Source organism: uncultured Alistipes sp. (assembly GCF_902388705.1).
In the GTDB taxonomy this organism is placed as follows: domain Bacteria; phylum Bacteroidota; class Bacteroidia; order Bacteroidales; family Rikenellaceae; genus Alistipes.
In genome coordinates, this window is sequence record NZ_CABMQJ010000001.1 from 105746 (window position 1) to 123762 (window position 18017).

Below are 18017 nucleotides of genomic sequence, written 5' to 3' on the forward strand. Positions count from 1 at the left end.
TGAACGAATATTTCAGCCGCATGCAAGGATGTTCATTTCCCTCATTGGCTGGCCCGGAAAATTTCCCGGATAAATTGAACCGGATTTCCCTTGCGGGTCAAAGCAATTTTTTTTGAAAATTTCTATCTTTGCATGGGCTGTGTATCCGATGTTGTGCAACCGGCATGATTTGCCGAATATACAGTGCGGTAGTAAAACGACAGAATAAAATCGAACGATATGAAGAGGATAACGAATCCCTGGCGCGGCATGGAGGGTTACCATTGCTACGGCTGCGATCCGAACAGTCCGCAGGGGCTGCGCATGGAGTTTTACGAAGACGGTGACGAAATCGTGAGCCTCTGGCGTCCCCGTCCCGAATATCAGGGCTGGGTAAATACGCTGCACGGAGGTATTCAGGCGACCTTGGCCGATGAAATCAGCAGTTGGGTCATATTCCGCAAGTTCCAGACGAGCGGTGTAACCTCGAAAATGGAAGTCCGCTATCATAGGCCGATTCATACGACAGACGACCATATTGTCCTCCGCGCTGCCGTGTTGCGGCAGCGGCGCAATATCGTCGATATCGGAGTTCGTATCTATGATTTGAATGGCGAATTATGTACCGAGGCCGTGTGTGTCTATTTTATGTTTCCACAGGAAAAAGCGCACTCCGACTTCCATTTCTGCGAATGCGGCGTCGAAGCGGAGGAGGCGAATCCTTTCGGGAAGTAGGTGCTCTAAAGGTGATATGGCAAGGCAGGTTCGAACGACCTGCTTTATACGTTTTTATATAAAATAGGTATTTCCGCTTTTTTGACGATACCGGTCTTGGGGCTGATATGCCTCGGGGAGGGAGAATCGCACCGGTTCATATCGTTCGCCGGAATCCTGCGAAATGGTCGTATTTGTTGTCTGCTGTCCGAATGCCTGCGTTCTATGCGGAATCCCGGTGGAGAATTGCCCGATGGCAGGCTGCGCTGCGTCGGATTCCTGAGTTGTCGTTGAATTTATCCCGTTGAGAATCGAATATTTCGGACTGGCCCCCGCGCGGAATTTTTTAGCGCATTGTCGGCGTGAAACTTTCGAATGTCTGGTCGTCGTAAAGCACGATGATTCGTTTGACATTTGCCTTGTCCGTCAACAGAGCGGATGAGATTTGCGAAGCCGCGTCCTTGGGTGGGTGTGCCGGTTCCCTGTCGTTCGATTTTTCTCCGTCCTGGAGTTTGCCGGAGACGACTGTGCCGAAAAGGTCGGCACCGGATGCTGCTGTTTGCGATGCCGGGGATACGGCGGATGGCTGTCCGGATTGCATTGCCGACCCGTCACGGTACATCTTATCTGAATCGAGTAGCAACCAATCCGGATTGATTCGGGGGAACCTCTTGAGAATCTTTTGGAGCATATCGAAGCCCGGTTTGTTTCGTCCGGCAAGAATATGGGAGATTCCGGCGGGATTGATTTCGAGCAGTTCTGCGAGCTGGCTCGGCTTCAATCCCTCGTTTTTCATCAAATCGAGCAATTTTTCCCTCATTTGTGTAATTTTTTACAAATATAAATATTTTTCTTTTGTAAAACAAGAAAAATCTACATTTGTAAAATGTTAATAGTTGTTGAAAAAGTTTACATCTGTAATTTAGTTAATATTGTTAAAACTTACCAGATAAGCTTTGTTGAATCTAAAGTTTATATGGATATATGTATATAACTGATTATTAATCTATAATTACATTTAATGCGGGCTGTGGCAGTCCTTATGGCGAGTTGTCACTACCCCACGACCTATGTGCTGAAATTATTTTGTAGGTAATCGCTGTAAATAGCTGGATTATAGTACTTCGTTTTGTATTTGTTTAATCGTTTAACCGGCTGCGGACTGTATGTGAAACGCATTTTATCCGCACTCGCTCCCTGTTTTACAAATGGATTAATTAACAGCTCTACCAACGATTGTTAATTTACATATGTAATTACAAATGGAAATACAAGGGCAGATGGATGTTTACAATTGTAAATCCACCACCCTATTAAGTAAAAATTTCAGACTTTTTCTAATATTTCGAACTGTTGACAGACTAATTTATTAACAGCCCGATATTTCCTATGTATTATGTTAAATAAAAAAGAACGGATAGTGTTAATAACCCACTATCCGTTTGTAATTCAAACGATTGTATTTTTGTAAACAGCCTTCTATTCAGAGAGTTTCGTTGCGATTTCCCGGAACTCATCCGGCGTTAATTTAAGCTTTTCGCGGCGGAAATCCACGTCATTTTCGCTTTGAATGGGGATTAAATGGATATGTGCATGGGGAACTTCGAGGCCTAAAACGACCACAGCTACCCTTGCGCATGCTATTTCCTGTTTGATTTTAGCTGCTACACGTTTCGCAAAGAGCATCATGCCCGCCAGTGTCTGGTCGTCGAGATCGAAAATGTAGTCGATTTCTTTCTTGGGGACAACCAATGTGTGCCCTTTTGTCAGCGGATTGATGTCGAGGAATGCATAGTAGTTCTCGTCTTCGGCGATTTTATAGGACGGAATTTCGCCGGCAATGATGCGTGAGAAAATGGATGCCATATTTTATCGTTTTTAATTTAGTGTAAATTATTCGTAGGATGCGGGCCTGTGCTGGTCGTTGACTTTCGGCCTGCTGCAATGCGCCTGCCCTCCATGACCTGTTTGACAGCGGCGGCGCAGTTGATAATAATCGTTATCAGGAAGAGGCTGTCCGTGAACGAAAACTTCCTGTCGGGTGCCGTGAAGAGGCATATAAGCCATGCGATAGCGAGCAGGCACCAGCATCCCAGTGCGAGATAGCCTCGTTTGGCCTGTTTCTGCGCCTCCTGCCGGTGGTATTCCGCCAGCCATTGTTCTTCTTCGGGTGTCATATGTCTGTCGTCTAAAGGTTGATTTCCCGGAAGCGGGGCTTTTATACCGGGATCAGATGTCGCCCCACGGTTTTTTGCCCGCCAAAACACGTTTGTTGTTGACAATGCCCAGAACCACGATTATAAATCCGCACACCAAGGTGATTATCGATGCCCAGCCGGGTATTTCCCTGTTCAGGCATATGAGTACGACCAAACCCAGCGTCAGGACGCTCCAGCATCCGAGTAGGATATACTGCAGTTTTAAGTTCCGTTTTATTTTTTCCGGATTGCAGGCGCTTGCCCGCCAACGCACTTCTTCGGGTGTCATCGGTCGTTCCATCGGAATTCGGGACGTTATTCGTCGAATTTGGGCTTGAGTATCTCCGAGTATATAACGGCCTTGCGCAGGTCGAAATCCTCCGTAATTTCCGCTGCTGCGTCCTCTGTGGCCTCGGCATGGGCCCGGGCAGCCCGTCCCGCAGCGGACGAGCCTTGCGCGGTCATTGTGGTGCTGTTGGGGGCAAGGCGTTCGGACTGCATGAAATCGGTCGCTTTGCCCGTTGTTTCTCCGAAACCCTCCGAGGGGACGGTCGGTGCCGGTACAGGACGTAATTCGGCTCTTTTCGCGCTCCTGGCGGCTTCTTCGGCTGCCGGACGCTGCATATCGGCCGATGTCTGGGCATCCCACGAGGGCCATGCCTCGTTCCCGGCGTGTTTACCGGATTGTCCGGCGTGCTTTTTCGCCTGTTTGCGGGCCTGCGATACTCCGTTGAATACCATGGCCGCAACGATTGCGATGATCCATATTACGGTCGAGAAGTCTTCCATATCAGCTTAAGGTTCGTTTAACGCTTTCAATGCCTTTTATCTTGCGCAGCTTGTCCATGACGTCATGCAGGCCCTCGGCATCCTTCACGTAGAGGCTTATGCTGCCTTCGAAGATGCCGTCGTGGCTGTGGATGCTGACCTCGCGGATGTTGATGCTGAAATCGCCGCTTACGACTTTCGCCAGGTCGAGCAGGATGCCCATGCGGTCGATGCCGCGCAGGTCGACTGTCACCAGGTACGACATGGCCTTGTGCTGCGACCATTTGATCTCTTCCTTGACGATGTTTTTGCCGAATTGCGCCGCGAGCCTGTCCAGCTCGTCGCAGCTGGCCTTGTGTACGATGATATTGCCCGTCGCAGGGTCGCGGTAGCCTACCACCTTGTCGCCGGGAATCGGCTTGCAGCATTCGGCGATTTCGAACTGCGGTTCCGGCGGAACCTCCCCGGTCGGGGCGATTTCACCCGGAAGGGCCGTGTCGTCGCCCTCTTCCTCCTCCTTTTTGGGGATGAAGAGCGTCCAGAACTTGAGTATCTTGCTTTTGGAATTGACTTTCAACGCCTTGTCCAAATCGTCGAGCTTGATGATGCCGGCGCCGATTTTGCTGTACAGTTCCTCCTTGTTGTTGCTTTCGTAGATGGGGACGATTTTGCGCAGTACGCGGCCGCTCAATTTGATATTCAGCGACTTCATCTTCTCGTCGAGCATCTGCATACCCCGCTCGATATTGTTTTGCCGCTCGCGCTTGAGGAAACTCTTAATCGACTGCTTGGCTTTGGCCGTGGTCACGACCTCGAGCCATTCGGGCTTGGGGCGCGCATTGTCGGCCGTGATGATTTCAATCTGGTCGCCGCTGTTGATGCGCGTAGTGATCGGCTCGAGTTTGTGGTTTATTTTGGCGCTGATGGCGCTGTTGCCTATTTTCGAGTGGATGTCGTATGCGAAGTCTAACGCCGTGGCGCCGAACGGCATTTTGCGGGCTTCTCCCTTTGGTGTAAATACAACTATTTCAGATGTATATAGCGACAACTTGAAGTTGTCCAGGAAGTCGACCGCATTTTCCGTCGGGCTGTTCAGCGCCGCGCGTATCTGTTTCAGCCACTTGTCGAATTCATCCTCGTCCTGCGAGATGGTAGCGTGCTTGTATTTCCAGTGCGCCGCGAAACCCCGCTCGGCGATGTCCTCCATGCGCTGGGTACGGATTTGCACCTCGACCCACACGCCGTCGGGCCCCATCACGGTCGAATGCAGGGCCTCGTAGCCGTTGGCCTTGGGCATCGAAATCCAGTCGCGCAGGCGGTCGGGCTTGGGGGTGTATATGTCCGTAATCGTGGAATATACCTGCCAGCACTGCGTTTTTTCGGATGGAAACGGCAGGGGTTTGAATACGATGCGGATAGCGAACAGGTCGTAAATCTCCTCGAAAGGAATCTGTTTGCGCTGCATCTTGCTCCATATCGAGTAGACGCTTTTGACGCGGCCCGAGATTTCGTAATTGATGTTGTCGCGGTTGAGCGAGGCGATGATCGGGGCGTTGAACTTGTTGATGAACTCCCGGCGCGAAGCCTCTGTTTCGTTGAGTTTCTGGGTGATTTCGGCGTATTGCTGCGGGAAGCGGTACTTCATGCAGAGGTCTTCCAGCTCGCTTTTAATCGAGTAGAGGCCCAGCCTGTATGCCAGCGGGGCGAACAGGTAGATTGTTTCGCCCGTGATTTTAATCTGTTTGTTCATCGGCATCGCTCCCAGCGTGCGCATGTTGTGCAGGCGGTCGGCGATTTTGATGAGGATGACCCGCACGTCGTCCGAAAGGGTCAGCAGTACTTTGCGGAAGTATTCGGCCTGCTCCGAGGTTTCGGCATTGAAAACACCCGACATCTTCGTAAGGCCGTCGACCATCGAGGCGATTTTCGGCCCGAAGATGCGTTCCATGTCCTCCACGGTGTACTCCGTGTCCTCCACGACGTCGTGCAGCAGCGCCGCCACGACCGATTTCACACCCAGTCCGATTTCCTCGATGACAATCTTGGCTACTGCAATAGGATGCAGGAGGTACGGCTCGCCGGAGCGGCGCCTTACCCCCTGATGGGCCTCTTTGGCCAGGAAAAAAGCACGTTTGATGAAATTCCAGTCCTCGTCGTTCTTGCATATCTTGGTGCACGAGAGGAGCAGGTCGTCCCACTTTTCCTTGATTATGATTTCATCCTCGGCAGTATAATCCATACCTTATGCTTTAGGGTTCTTCATGGCCTCGCGTACCTTGGCCTCGATTTCGCTGCGGAGCTCCCCGTCGTTTTTCAGCAGTTCCTTGACCGCGTCGCGCCCCTGTCCTATCTTCCTGTCGCCGTACGAGAACCAGGAACCGGCTTTCTTGAGTACGCCGTAGTCGACGCCCAGATCAACAATCTCGCCGATTTTCGAGATGCCTTCGCCGAACATGATGTCGAATTCCGCGCGTTTGAACGGCGGTGCCACCTTGTTTTTCACCACCTTGACCTTGGTGCGGGTGCCTAACTGGTCTTCGCCGTCCTTGATGACCGACATGCGGCGGATGTCGATACGCACACTGGCGTAGAACTTCAGCGCATTACCGCCCGTCGTGGTTTCGGGGTTGCCGTATACGATGCCGATTTTGTCGCGCAACTGGTTGATGAAGATGCAGACCGTCTTGGTTTTCGAGATGCTCGAGGTGAGTTTGCGCAGCGCCTGCGACATCAGCCGGGCCTGCAGACCCATTTTCGAGTCGCCCATCTCGCCTTCGATTTCGGCCTTGGGCGTCAGCGCCGCTACCGAGTCGATAACGATGATGTCGATGGCGCTCGAACGAATCAGCGAGTCGGCGATTTCCAGCGCCTGCTCGCCGTTGTCGGGCTGCGAAATCAGCAGGTTGTCGACGTCTACGCCTAACTTCTGTGCGTAGAAACTGTCGAAAGCATGCTCGGCGTCGATAAACGCCGCGATGCCGCCCGCTTTCTGGGCTTCGGCGATGGCGTGGATGGCGAGGGTCGTTTTACCCGATGATTCGGGACCGTAAATTTCCACGACGCGGCCTTTGGGATAGCCGCCTACGCCGAGGGCCATGTCGAGGGTGATCGACCCTGTCGGGATAACCGGCACGTCGTTCACCTCCTGCGAGTTCATGCGCATGATCGAACCTTTGCCGAAGTCCTTTTCTATTTTTTCCATTACTGCGTTAAGCACTTTGAGCTTATCCGCGTTTACCTGTACTTTTTCTGCCATTGTTTTGGTTGTTATTTTCTTTTATTTTACGCTTATCTGCCTTGCCGCCGCATCCTGTCGAGGGCTTTCATCTGGTCGGTGCGTTTGTCCGCCCGTGCGTCGCGCGGAACGGGGAAGCGTATCGTCCGGGCGTCCAGCGCACGATCCTGAAAAGGACTCCAGTTGTCGACCGAAGTGTTGCCGATGCTCATCCGCCAAGAGCCGACCTCTTTGTTCAGGTCGCGCTTCTGCGTGTGCCGGTGTGCTTTTATCACCGACTCCTGCGTCATGGCGCGGTGCTGCATCTCCTCTCTTATCTTGCGGCGGGCCCGCTGTATCGGGTCGACCTCCTCGCGCAGCCATTGGAGGCTGAACTCTTCGGGCGGGAGCATCCGCAGTTCGCGGGCCGCGGCATGCGCCTTGGCCGCGAAATCAGCCGGGAATTCCTGCTGCGGTGCCGCCGGCCGTTCTGCTGCTACTCCCGCAGGGAGTTCCTGTGCGGGGTGCTTCGGAGAGCCCTGCGCCGGTTCCGCCGGGAGCTGCCTTGCATGCGACTGCAAGGTGCCGAACAGGCAGCCTGCTGCCAGTAATATGCTCCCGAACCGTTTCATTCGCCTATTTGTATGCGTCCAGAATCTGCTGGTAATGGTTTGCGGTGTTTACCTTCGTAAACAATTTCTCGATACGCCCCTCGGCGTCGATAACGAACGTCGTGCGCAGTACGCCCATGTATTTGCGGCCGTACATCGATTTCTCGGCCCAGACCCCGTAGGCTTCGCAGACGCTGTGGTCGGTGTCGGACAGCAGCGTGAAATTCAGGTCGTGCTTCGCACAGAAGTTTTTGTGCGACTTTTCGCTGTCGGGGCTCACGCCGATAATGCGGAATCCCATCCGCGCTAACTCTGCCTTGCCGTCGCGCAGGCTTTTGGCCTCGAGCGTGCAGCCCGACGTGTTGTCCTTGGGATAAAAATAGAGTATCGTGCGCTGTCCTTTCAGGTCGGCAAGCGACAGGGGCTCACCGTCTTGTGTCGTGGACTTGAAATCGGGGGCCATATCCCCTACCTGCAACTGTGTCATCGGTTTGCGAAAAATTGTTTTTTGTTTCCTTAAAAATAGTACGTGCCGTGCGCCGCGCCGATTTTTCGGCGTAATGCCCGGGCAGGGCGTATTTTGTGTAAAGATATAAATTTTCCGTGGATTTCTGCGCCTCCCGCGCCCACTTTTTTGCGGCTCAATCCCACATGTAGGTCACCTCTATCTGTTCGTTGAACTCCTCCTTCGAGGTGTTGAGTTTTTTCAGGCATGCCGGACACCGGATCGCCGTTTCTGTTTCGACGTATTCGCCGCATCCCACGCACATCGGCAGCATGCCGTAGCCGGGCTGCATGTAGTGCTCGAACTGCGCTCCGCAGTGCTTGCACCTGATTTTGTAAGCTGTTCCCATAATTGTTTTCTTTTTAGGTTCACGATACAAAGGAACGGCTCTGTTGTGACAACTTGTGACACACAAAGAAAAAACGTATGTTTTTTCGGAAAACATACGTTTTTTTCGGGAAAGCCGGGCGGCCTAATGATGGTGTTCGGCCTCCATGGCCTCCTGCTGGGTCTTGTGCACGGTGCCGTGGGGATGCTCTGCGGGGGCGTAAATCGAGTAGATTTTCAGCGGCGTGTTCCCCTTGTTGACGATGTTGTGCCATTTCCCGGCGGGAACGAAAATCGCGAAATCGTCCGAGGCTTCCCGCACGAAGTCGAGGTTGTCCTCGCTGTCGCCCATCATCACCTGTGCCGTACCCTGTTCGATGCGCAGGAACTGGTCGATGTCATGGTGCTGTTCCAGCCCGACGTCACAGCCGACGGGAATCGCCATTACCGTGACCTGCAGGTTATTGCCCGTCCAGAGCGTAGTCCTGAAATTCTCGTTCGACAGCGTATAGTCTTCGATGTTCAGCACGGTCGGCCCGGCTCCGTAATCTTTGAATACGACCTCTCCGGTCGTTTTTGCGCCGGGCGTTTCCGGTGCCGGGGCCTGCCGGCAGCAGGAGCCGGTCGCAAGTGCCGTGCACAGCACTCCCAGCATTATTGCGGTGTTTGTTTTCATGGTGTCGGTGTTTTGTTTTACACAAATATAATGAAAAAACCGTGCTAAAAAATGTTCGCGTCGATATATTCGCGGATATATTTCGCCAGTCCCGGCGAATCGACGATGCGGATGTCGTCCAGCAGTCCCACGACGAAGCGTCCCACTCCGGCGTATCCTGCGACCTCCGTGTCGAGCAGCCAGCGTCCCCGGCCCGACGGCCGGACGTCGCGCTCGGCCAGCGGATACTCCTCGCACAGCAGGTTGTAGGCCAGTAATCCCAGTTCCAATTGTACCCGGTGGCGTGTTTGTCCGTGCATGCGGAAAACGTCGATGAATCCCTCGCAGTGCTCCTTCCCGTGCTCCCATGCGGCTTCGGTAAGTTCCACCGCTCCGATGCGCGAAGTCTTGAATAACTTGCAGGCGCCGGCTTCCGGGTCGTAACACCACACCTGCACATAGTTGGTGGTAAAGGCGAACGGCTCTACCCTGCGGTCGCGGACTTCGCCGCCGTGTGCCGACTGGTAGCTGTGCAGGACGACCTGCCGCTGCTCGCCGATGGCCTCGATCAGCGTGCGGATGTTCGGGGCGTTCTTGCCCCTGACCACCGTGTCGGCCAGCGTTTTGTTGTCGTAGACCGAGTAGAGTTTGCGCTTGAGGTTCTGCTTCAGCATGTTCGTGTCGTCGATGTTCTCGATGGCGCTTTTCAGGATTACGGCCTCTTCTTCGGTGAAATGTACCAGCTGCGAGATGTCGCGGAAATGCGGCGATTCCTTGTCGAGGCGGATGCAGTCGCCCGATTTTTTGATGACGAAGCCCGCCTCGCGGAACGTGTCGATATAGCGGTATACCGTGCGGCGCGACATGTCGAGCCGTTCGGCCAGCTGGTCGATGTTGTACGTGGTATTCGCCGTCAGCAGCTTCATCAGCCGCAGCAGGCGTTCGAGTTTGGGTTGGTCCATACTGTTATTGTCCGTATTTTTCGAGGTATCGGCAAAGCGTTTTGTATAGTTCGTTGCGTTGGCAGCTGATTAAATCCGGCGAGATGTTTATCGCGGATCCCGTCAGGCTGCGGTTCCATTTGGTCAGTCGCATGCGAAACCGGTTGCGTTCCTGCCTGGCCTCTTCCGGGATTTCATACGTGACGACTGCGATAAAAGACTGGCTCTGGAGTCGGATTTCATTGAAAACCCGGATCTCGCTCCATTTCAGGTCGTATTGTTTCCCGTTTGGCTGGCGTATTGTGATTTTTTCCGGTGTGAGTATCAGGGCTTCGCTGTTGCGTGACAATTGTCGGAGAATGCCGAGTCCGTAGATGAAACAGGCTCCGAAGAAAAGGCTCCCCAGACACCCGATTATCCAGATAAGCGGATTTTGCGGCCGCAGGCGGATGAGCAGCACTCCGCATGCGACGAATGCCGGAGCGCACAGCAGCAGCAATGCTGCCATCCGCAGAACCTTGAAACGATAGATTCTTTTCATGGAGACAAAGATATAAAAAAAGCCGTGACAAAACCTGTCACGGCTCCCTGTTTGGGTATTACGGTATGCAAAGGCGCGCAGCTTTTCGGAAGATTTCCGTCTTCCGCGAAGCTTACTGCGCCAGTACTTTCTTTTCTATTTCTTCGACCTGGCGGCGGAATGCCTTGTCGGTTTCAATCAGGTTCGATACGGCCTTGCACGAGTGGAGTACGGTCGCGTGGTTGCGCCCTCCGATTGCCGAACCGATGGTCGTGAGCGGCGCCTTGGTGTGCTGCTTCGAGAGGTACATCGCGATTTGGCGGGCCTGCGCGATTTCCCGTGTGCGCTCGGTGGAGTTGAAGCGGGCGAAATCGAGGTTCAGGTATTCGCATACGACCTTGATGATATGGTCGATCGTGATTTCCTTCTGGTAGAGCTGGACATACACTTTGAGTATCTCCTTTGCCAGCGATGTGGTGATTTTGCGGCCGAGGAACGAAGCGTTCGCCACCAGCGACGAGAGCGCACCCTCGATTTCGCGCACGTTGGCCGAGATATTGTCGGCCAGGTAGGCCACGACGTCGTCCGAAATCTGCGCCCCGAGTTTCTGCGCCTTGACGCGGATAATCTTGAGTTTCGTATCGTAGTCCGGCGTATTGAGCTGTGCCGAAAGTCCCCACTTGAAGCGGGTCAGCAGCCGCTGCTCGATGTCTTTCAGCTCCACGGGCGGCTTGTCCGAAGTGAGAATCAGTTGTTTGCCCGCCAGCTGCAGGTGGTTGAAGATATTGAAGAACGCGTTCTGCGTACCCGTCTTCCCGGTCAGCTCCTGAATGTCGTCGATGATCAGTACGTCGATCATCTGGTAGAAGTGGATGAAATCGGGGATTTCACCGTTCTTGTAGGCGGTCTGGAACTGTGCCTGGAACTTGTTCATCGACACGTACAGCACCTGCAGTTCGGGGTGGCGCTGGCGCACCTCGTGGCCGATGGCCTGCACGATATGGGTTTTGCCCAGTCCCGAATCCCCGTATATATATAAGGGGTTGAACGGATTGTTGCCCGGATTCACCGCGACGGACATGCCCGCCGAGCGTGCCAGCCGGTTGCACTCGCCCTCGATGAAAGTCGCGAACGTGAGGCCCGGATTGAGCTGCGGGTCGATAATTATCTTTTTGAGTCCCGGAATAACGAAAGGATTCTTTATATTTGCCGTGTTGGTCTGCGTGTTGAAACGCGAGATGGCCGTGGTGTCGGCGTCGGCGGTAACGGGTACGACCGGAGTGACCGAGCGGGGCACGGCATAGTGCAGCCGGGTCTGTTGCCCGTAGAGTTGCGAGATGATCGGGCGCAGGAACGGAATGTAGTTCTTCTCGATCTGGTGTACGTAACTTTCGTTGGGGACACGCAGGCGCAGGTTGGTGCCGTCGAATTCGAGCGGTACGATAGGCTGGAACCACTTCGCGAACTCCTCTTCGGAAGTCTGTGCCTTGATGCGGTCAAGGCAGTTCTGCCACATATCGCTATATGTCTGCGTGTTGTTTAACATGATAAGGGTTGCACTGTTTTTGATGTGACAAAGTTGTGAATAATTTTGCAAAAAGATTTCCGAAAATATGTTGCAATTTCACTTTTTTTATATATAGAAAAACAACGGTTTCCGGATGGTCGATTTTAACTCCCTGATATTGAATAATCGAAATATATTTTATATATTTGCATATAAATTTTTTGAATCATCTTATAACTAAATTATAAATAAAACTAATAAGACTTATGGCTAACGAATTGGAGCAAATGGTGCTGAAAAAAGCACAGACATGGCTTGACGGCCACTACGATGAAGCCACTAAAAAACAGGTTAAGTACCTGATGGATAACGATATGAAAGAGCTTGTCGAAAGCTTTTACAAAGACCTCGAATTCGGCACGGGCGGCCTGCGCGGCATCATGGGTGTGGGTTCCAACCGCATGAATGTCTATACCGTAGGCGCTGCGACACAGGGGCTTGCGAACTACCTCAAGAAGAACTTCGCGGGCGAGCAGATCCGGGTTGCGATCGGGCACGACAGCCGCAATAATTCGCGTATGTTCGCCGAGCGTGTCGCCGACATTTTCGCCTCGAACGGATTTACCGTTTTCCTGTTCGACGCCCTGCGTCCGACGCCCGAATTGAGCTTCGCCATCCGCGAGTTGAAATGCCATTCGGGCGTGGTGGTTACCGCCTCGCACAACCCCAAGGAGTACAACGGTTACAAGGCCTATTGGACGGACGGTTCGCAGGTCACTGCGCCGCACGACAAGAACATCATCGCCGAGGTGGAGAAGATTACCGACGTGAACATGATTCTAACGGGCAGGAATCCGGAGAACATTCAGGTGCTCGACGAGAAATTCGACGAAATCTATTTAAATAAGGTACACGAACTGTCGCTCTCGCCCGAAAGCGTGAAGAAGTACCACGACATGAAGATTGTCTACTCCCCGATGCACGGTGCGGGCGTCCGCCTGGTTCCTGCGTCGCTGAAGAAGTTTGGTTTCACGAACGTAATCATGGTTCCCGAGCAGTCCGTCATCGACGGCAACTTCCCCACCGTCGAGTCGCCCAATCCCGAGGAGCGCAAAACCATGTCGATGGCTATCGACCTCGCAGCGAAGCAGGGCGCCGACCTCGTGCTGGCCACCGACCCCGATTCCGACCGGATCGGCGTGGCGCTTCGCAACAAGAAAGGCGAATACGTGCTGCTGAACGGCAACCAGACCCTCGTGCTGCTGTTGAGCTACCAGCTGACCCGCTGGGCCGAGCGCGGCGAGCTGGACGGCAACCAGTATGTCGTGAAGACCATCGTTACCTCGCAGATGGCCAACGCCGTGGCCGATTATTTCAAGGTGAAGTGCTACGACTGCCTCACGGGTTTCAAGTACATCGCCAAGATTATCCGCGAGAACGAAGGCAAGGCCAAGTATATCGGCGGCGGCGAGGAGTCGTTCGGCTACCTTGCGGGCGACTACGTGCGCGACAAGGATGCCGTGTCGGCCTGCTCGCTGGCAGCCGAGGCAGCCGCATGGGCCATGGATACGATGGGCCTGACGCTCTACGAGTGGCTGCAGGAACTCTATGTGAAGTACGGTTTCTACCGCGAGGGCCTCGTTTCGGTCGTCCGCAAGGGCAAGGAGGGCGCCGAGCTGATTCAGAAGATGATGGTCGACTTCCGCGAAAACCCGCCCAAAACGATTCTCGGTTCGCCCGTAGTGAAAATCAACGACTTCCTTTCGCTCGAGCAGACCGATGTGAAGAGCGGCGCCAAGACCCCAATCGTGCAGGATCAGAGCAATGTGCTCCAGTGGTTTACCGAGGACGGAACGCTCGTTTCTGTTCGCCCGTCGGGTACGGAGCCGAAAATCAAGTTCTATTTCGGCGTGAAGGCTCCCCTGCAATCGGTCGCGGACTTCGAGCGGGTGTTGGGCGAACTCGACGCCAAAATCGAGGGTATCAAGAAAGACCTCAAACTGGAGTAGTCGCTACCCTGCCGTGTTTCTGAAAAACGTCCCGGACTCATACGAGTTCGGGACGTTGTCGTTCCGCAGGTTTCAAGGCGTCTATCCCTGCGCTTCACTTCCGCATACTGCTCTTGCCCTGCCTCCATGCGCTGCTGTCATACTCCTGCTGCCGGTTTTTCCGTTCCGGCAGCGGCTGTGCCCGGGGAGTCGCGTCGACGATCGTTTCGGGAATTGTTGTTGCCGGCGTGTTATTACCCACAGAAATTTGCACATCTAAATTTTTAGTTCTATTTTTACTAAAATTTTAGTAACAGACGTATGAAAAATGTCTTTATCCGGACAGCGGCCCTTGCGGGCGCTTGCATGGCGATAGCCGGGGTGTCGGCCCAGGAACCGCAGAAACCCGAGGCGCAACTTCGTTTCGATCAGGCGCAGCGCGAGGAGGTGGCCGATCAGGCACCCTACTCCGACCTTGCAGCTGCGGCTGCCGGACGGCCGTTTGCCTATAAGCTCAACAAAAAACGCACTACGGAGGCCGTAGCCTACGATGCCGTAACCTTGTGGAACGTGCGCAAGGTACGGGTTAAGAACCGCCGCATGCGGCTTTCGGATACGACACGGCGTGAAAAGGTACGGTTGCTGAAATTTTTCACCGAACGCAGCCGTAAAAAGGGGGTGCGTCCTCACCTGCTCGGCAATGTTGCGGGCTACAACTGGTTCGGGGGCGAGCAGTACGACCCGAAGAGCCGCAAAATGCGCTATGTCCCGAAATATATTGGGTCGTACACCCTGCGCGACGAATACGAAGCGGCGCGCAAGGCGCTCGGGAACGAACTGATGTTCAAGGTGCCCGACGAACTGTGGCGCGAGTTGTCCGACAAGGCCGTCTATGAGCTCGACGGCGTGCGTGTTCCGGGCAGTATTTTTCAGTTTATCGACGGATTGGTGCTGCGCACGCTCGAGATACATACCGACGATGAAACGATGGCCCGCTACGGCACGGACCAGGGAGTCGTTATCGGGGATATTTATCCCGATCGCCGGCCGCTCGTGATTTTCGACGGTGAATTCTCCACCCTCGAATCGTGGCTGAAGATGTGCCATACCAACGCATTTTCGATGGCAGCGGCAGTTCCTATGCGCTATTTCTACATGCTGCCCGTCGAAGCGGTGCAAAAGTACGGCAGGCCGGGAAAATACGGCGCGATATGTATCGAACTTGCCGAGTAGCGATTCCGGCCGCGTACGATTGCCTGTCCTTCCGGAATGACTCCTTACCGAATAGGTGCTACCCTGCTCTCAAGCCGTTGAGAGCGGGTTTTTTACTTTTCCGGAAAAATAATTAAAAAAATAGTTGTATAACTAATATTTTAGTTTTACCTTCGTGTCAGGATAATCAACTAAATATATAGTTATGGCAGAAACAGCGAAGAGCCGACCGCAGGAACTGACCCGTGCAGAACTGGAAATCATGCAGGTTTTATGGGCCAAAGGAGCCGTCGTCGTACACGATATTCTCGACGAGATGGACGAACCCAAACCGGCCTACAACACCGTTTCGACAATTGTCCGCATTCTCGAAAAGAAAGGTTTCGTGTCGCACAAGGCCTATGGCAAGACCCACGAATATTACCCCCTTATCTCGAAAGACGACTATGCGCGCCGTTATATGGATACCGTGCTGAACAACTTCTTCGGCGGTTCCGTGAGCCGGCTGGTGTCGTTCTTCTCCGAAAACAAGGCGATTTCGCTGGAGGAAACCGATGCTATCCTGGACATGCTCAAAAAACGCAAGTGATGAAATCCCCGGCCCTTTACCTGCTTGAAGTGCTTTTTTGCAGCGGTTTGCTGCTGGCTTTTTACCGCCTGCTGCTCGTCCGCAAGGTTTCCTATGCGGCCTGCCGCCGTTATCTGGTGTTCGCTGTGTGGCTCTCCGTCGTGATTCCGGCACTCAACATTCCCCTCTACCCTGCCCGCACGGTGGTTTATCCGCTGCCGCTGATTGCAGCCGTGCCTGCGGCGGAGTTGCCGGAGCCTGACGGCATCGGTGTCGGGACGATGGCGGAAATAAGGGTGCCGGACGAATTTACGGCTCCGGCTGTCGATTGGGGACATGTCGCCCGCGTCGCACTCCTTGTATTGTATGTGCTGACTGCGGCCGTGTCGCTGGGAATCCTCGCTGTGCGCATCGCCGGTATCCGGCGCCTGCGCCGCCGTTCCCGGATTACCGAGTGCGGGGAATATGCGGTTGCGGAGAATCAGCAGGTCGAAACACCCTTTTCATTCTTTCGTACGGTCTTTCTCGGCGAGGGCTACGAGGGGCGCAGGCGCGGAATCGTGCTTTGCCACGAGGCGAGCCACATTCGCCATCGCCACACCTGCGAGCGTATAGCCGTCGAATCGGTGCGCTGTATCTTCTGGTTCAATCCATTCGTGTGGATAGCTGCACGCTGGCTCTCCGAGGTGCAGGAGTGGGAAGCCGACCGCGACGTGCTCGACGCGGGATACGACCTTACCGAATACAGAACGATTATTTTCCGTCAACTCTTCGGTTATAATCCGGATATAGCCTGCGGGTTGAATCATTCACTCACTAAAAACCGATTTGCCATGATGACACAATTCCGAATGCGCCGATTCGCGTTCCTGCGCCTCGGTGCAGCCGTCCCGATAGTGGCGGGAATGATACTCCTTTGCAGTTTTACGACCCGGACGCCCGATGCCGAAGCCCCTGACGGAACATCCGTCCATATCGGCGAAAACGGCGCCATCACCCTGAACGGGCGTTCCGTTACCCGCGACGAGCTGTCCGGCTATGTGGCTGCGCAGCGCGAAATCCTTTCCGGCGCCGGCCGGGAGGCTATGCAGCAGCTGCCTGCGGACGAAGTTTCCGGTAATCCGGCGACCGCCGTAAACAAAACGGTGACATTCGGCTCTTCGGGCCTGCTGGAGGTGCTCTGTGCCGACAGGGTCTATCCGTCCGATGTACAAACGATGATATTCGCCGGCAACGTGCGTGTCCGTTTCAGGGACGATTCGCCCGACCCGACGATGAAAGACGGCTTGACGGAAATAACCTGCGACAGCCTGATTGTGAACAGCGCCGACCGGAGTTTCGAATGCTTCGATGCCTTGTTGCGGAATACTGTGAGGCTCTCGGTGGGTGACTGGTACCGCATTTCCGCCAATAGTTACGGGAACTGGAACCGGGAGATGAAAAATGTGGTGGAAACTTCGCTGAATACTGTCCTTATACAGGTTTCTTCCGACGGGAACATACTGCTGAACGGCGAGCCTGCAACGACCGCCGGATTGAAAGAACGGCTTATCGCGTGGCGCAGTGAGCGTCCCTCTGCCGATGTCGGAGCATGGATTATGGCCCGGAAAAATACGAGTATGGGCGTTGTGACCGACGTGAAACAGGCTTTGCGTGCCGCCGGCATACTGCGTGTGCTGTATGACGGAACCGACGACCGTGCGGTCGTGCGCATGCTGCCGCCGGATACGACGGTACAGCCGGTCGACGGAAGGATAAATGTCACCGATGTGACATCCTCCGGCAACGATTTCAGAATCAAGGAGCGCAATCTGTTTCTGGTGCTGGTCAACGGCTCGGGCAAGGTGATGGCCGGGACTGCCGGCCGGCAGGAGGTGATTGATGCCGGGGAACTTACGGCGCGTGTCAAGGCGTTCGTGCTCAACCCGTCCAACGATTCCGGGTTTTCCGAGAGGTCGGATGCCGAATTCGACCTTCCCGGCGGCGGTAAGATGAGTTATCCGGTGAGCCAGGGCGTCGTATCGCTGCAAATGGCCCGCGATGCCTCCTACGGTCGCTATCGCGAAGTGCAGAGCCGCATTGCGCAGGCGTTCGACGATGTCCGCGCCGGGTTGGCGCTGCGGCAGTTCGGAAAAGCCTTTGATGAACTGTCCGACGCACAGCGGCAGGTGGTGATGCGGGCCGTGCCGCTGAAAGTTTCCGAGGCCGAACCGCACACGCTGGCCGAACCCCGCACGCTTCCCCGGCGATAACCGGCATATCCGGTTCTCTCCGGTGCTTTCTCGATGCAAACATCCCGCACAGCGGCTT

19 protein-coding genes are annotated in these 18017 nt (G+C 54.3%); 5 read left to right on the top strand and 14 right to left on the bottom strand.

Annotation, left to right across the window (positions count from 1 at the left end):
* Nucleotides 1-219 precede the first annotated feature (219 nt).
* Nucleotides 220-714 carry a PaaI family thioesterase gene (locus QZT71_RS00490; RefSeq protein WP_295911119.1) on the top strand — a complete coding sequence of 165 codons (495 nt, stop codon included), beginning with the start codon at nt 220-222 and terminating at the stop codon, nt 712-714.
* A gap of 325 nt (nt 715-1039) precedes the next feature.
* Here the strand turns inward: QZT71_RS00490 and QZT71_RS00495 are convergent, their stop codons facing one another.
* From QZT71_RS00495 to dnaA, 14 genes are all read right to left on the bottom strand, one after another.
* On the bottom strand, nt 1040-1489 hold the full coding sequence (locus tag QZT71_RS00495) for a helix-turn-helix transcriptional regulator (protein ID WP_363151086.1): 450 nt from the start codon (nt 1487-1489) through the stop codon (nt 1040-1042).
* 683 nt (nt 1490-2172) lie between these two features.
* Nucleotides 2173-2559: an HIT family protein gene (locus tag QZT71_RS00500; RefSeq protein WP_295911122.1), complete on the bottom strand. Its 387-nt coding sequence runs from the start codon at nt 2557-2559 to the stop codon at nt 2173-2175.
* Between the two features lie 17 nt (nt 2560-2576).
* Entirely contained in the window at nt 2577-2870 is a 294-nt protein-coding gene (locus tag QZT71_RS00505) for a hypothetical protein (RefSeq protein ID WP_295911124.1), read from the bottom strand.
* A gap of 52 nt (nt 2871-2922) precedes the next feature.
* Nucleotides 2923-3192: a hypothetical protein gene (locus tag QZT71_RS00510; protein WP_295911126.1), complete on the bottom strand. Its 270-nt coding sequence runs from the start codon at nt 3190-3192 to the stop codon at nt 2923-2925.
* Nucleotides 3193-3206: 14 nt separating this feature from the next.
* Entirely contained in the window at nt 3207-3680 is a 474-nt protein-coding gene (locus tag QZT71_RS00515) for a hypothetical protein (RefSeq protein WP_295911128.1), read from the bottom strand.
* 1 nt (nt 3681) lies between these two features.
* Nucleotides 3682-5898: a RelA/SpoT family protein gene (locus tag QZT71_RS00520; protein WP_295911130.1), complete on the bottom strand. Its 2217-nt coding sequence runs from the start codon at nt 5896-5898 to the stop codon at nt 3682-3684.
* 3 nt (nt 5899-5901) lie between these two features.
* Nucleotides 5902-6915 carry a recombinase RecA gene (gene recA, locus QZT71_RS00525; protein ID WP_295911132.1) on the bottom strand — a complete coding sequence of 338 codons (1014 nt, stop codon included), beginning with the start codon at nt 6913-6915 and terminating at the stop codon, nt 5902-5904.
* Between the two features lie 32 nt (nt 6916-6947).
* Nucleotides 6948-7505 carry a hypothetical protein gene (locus QZT71_RS00530; RefSeq protein ID WP_295911133.1) on the bottom strand — a complete coding sequence of 186 codons (558 nt, stop codon included), beginning with the start codon at nt 7503-7505 and terminating at the stop codon, nt 6948-6950.
* A gap of 4 nt (nt 7506-7509) precedes the next feature.
* Nucleotides 7510-7971 (bottom strand): thioredoxin-dependent thiol peroxidase, encoded by a 462-nt coding sequence (gene bcp, locus QZT71_RS00535; RefSeq protein ID WP_295911136.1) that lies wholly within the window; start codon nt 7969-7971, stop codon nt 7510-7512.
* 154 nt (nt 7972-8125) lie between these two features.
* Nucleotides 8126-8338, bottom strand: coding sequence for a hypothetical protein (locus QZT71_RS00540; protein ID WP_295911137.1), 213 nt, complete (start codon nt 8336-8338; stop codon nt 8126-8128).
* Between the two features lie 123 nt (nt 8339-8461).
* Entirely contained in the window at nt 8462-8992 is a 531-nt protein-coding gene (locus QZT71_RS00545) for a cupin domain-containing protein (RefSeq protein ID WP_295911139.1), read from the bottom strand.
* 44 nt (nt 8993-9036) lie between these two features.
* A complete protein-coding gene (locus tag QZT71_RS00550; protein WP_295911142.1) occupies nt 9037-9933 on the bottom strand; it encodes a YafY family protein in 897 nt (298 codons plus the stop codon).
* A gap of 4 nt (nt 9934-9937) precedes the next feature.
* Nucleotides 9938-10453 carry an STM3941 family protein gene (locus QZT71_RS00555; RefSeq protein ID WP_295911144.1) on the bottom strand — a complete coding sequence of 172 codons (516 nt, stop codon included), beginning with the start codon at nt 10451-10453 and terminating at the stop codon, nt 9938-9940.
* Between the two features lie 112 nt (nt 10454-10565).
* Entirely contained in the window at nt 10566-11978 is a 1413-nt protein-coding gene (dnaA, locus tag QZT71_RS00560) for a chromosomal replication initiator protein DnaA (protein ID WP_295911145.1), read from the bottom strand.
* Between the two features lie 227 nt (nt 11979-12205).
* Between dnaA and QZT71_RS00565 the strand changes: the two genes are divergently transcribed.
* The 4 genes from QZT71_RS00565 to QZT71_RS00580 all read left to right on the top strand — a co-directional run bounded on the left by QZT71_RS00565 (nt 12206) and on the right by QZT71_RS00580 (nt 17959).
* Nucleotides 12206-13948, top strand: a complete 1743-nt coding sequence (locus QZT71_RS00565; protein WP_295911146.1) for a phospho-sugar mutase — start codon at nt 12206-12208, stop codon at nt 13946-13948.
* Between the two features lie 300 nt (nt 13949-14248).
* Entirely contained in the window at nt 14249-15160 is a 912-nt protein-coding gene (locus QZT71_RS00570) for a hypothetical protein (RefSeq protein WP_295911148.1), read from the top strand.
* Between the two features lie 184 nt (nt 15161-15344).
* Complete coding sequence (locus tag QZT71_RS00575; protein WP_295911150.1) at nt 15345-15728, top strand: BlaI/MecI/CopY family transcriptional regulator; 384 nt, start codon at nt 15345-15347, stop codon at nt 15726-15728.
* On the top strand, nt 15728-17959 hold the full coding sequence (locus tag QZT71_RS00580) for a M56 family metallopeptidase (protein ID WP_295911151.1): 2232 nt from the start codon (nt 15728-15730) through the stop codon (nt 17957-17959). Before QZT71_RS00575 ends, QZT71_RS00580 begins: the two co-directional genes overlap by 1 nt.
* Nucleotides 17960-18017 lie beyond the last annotated feature (58 nt).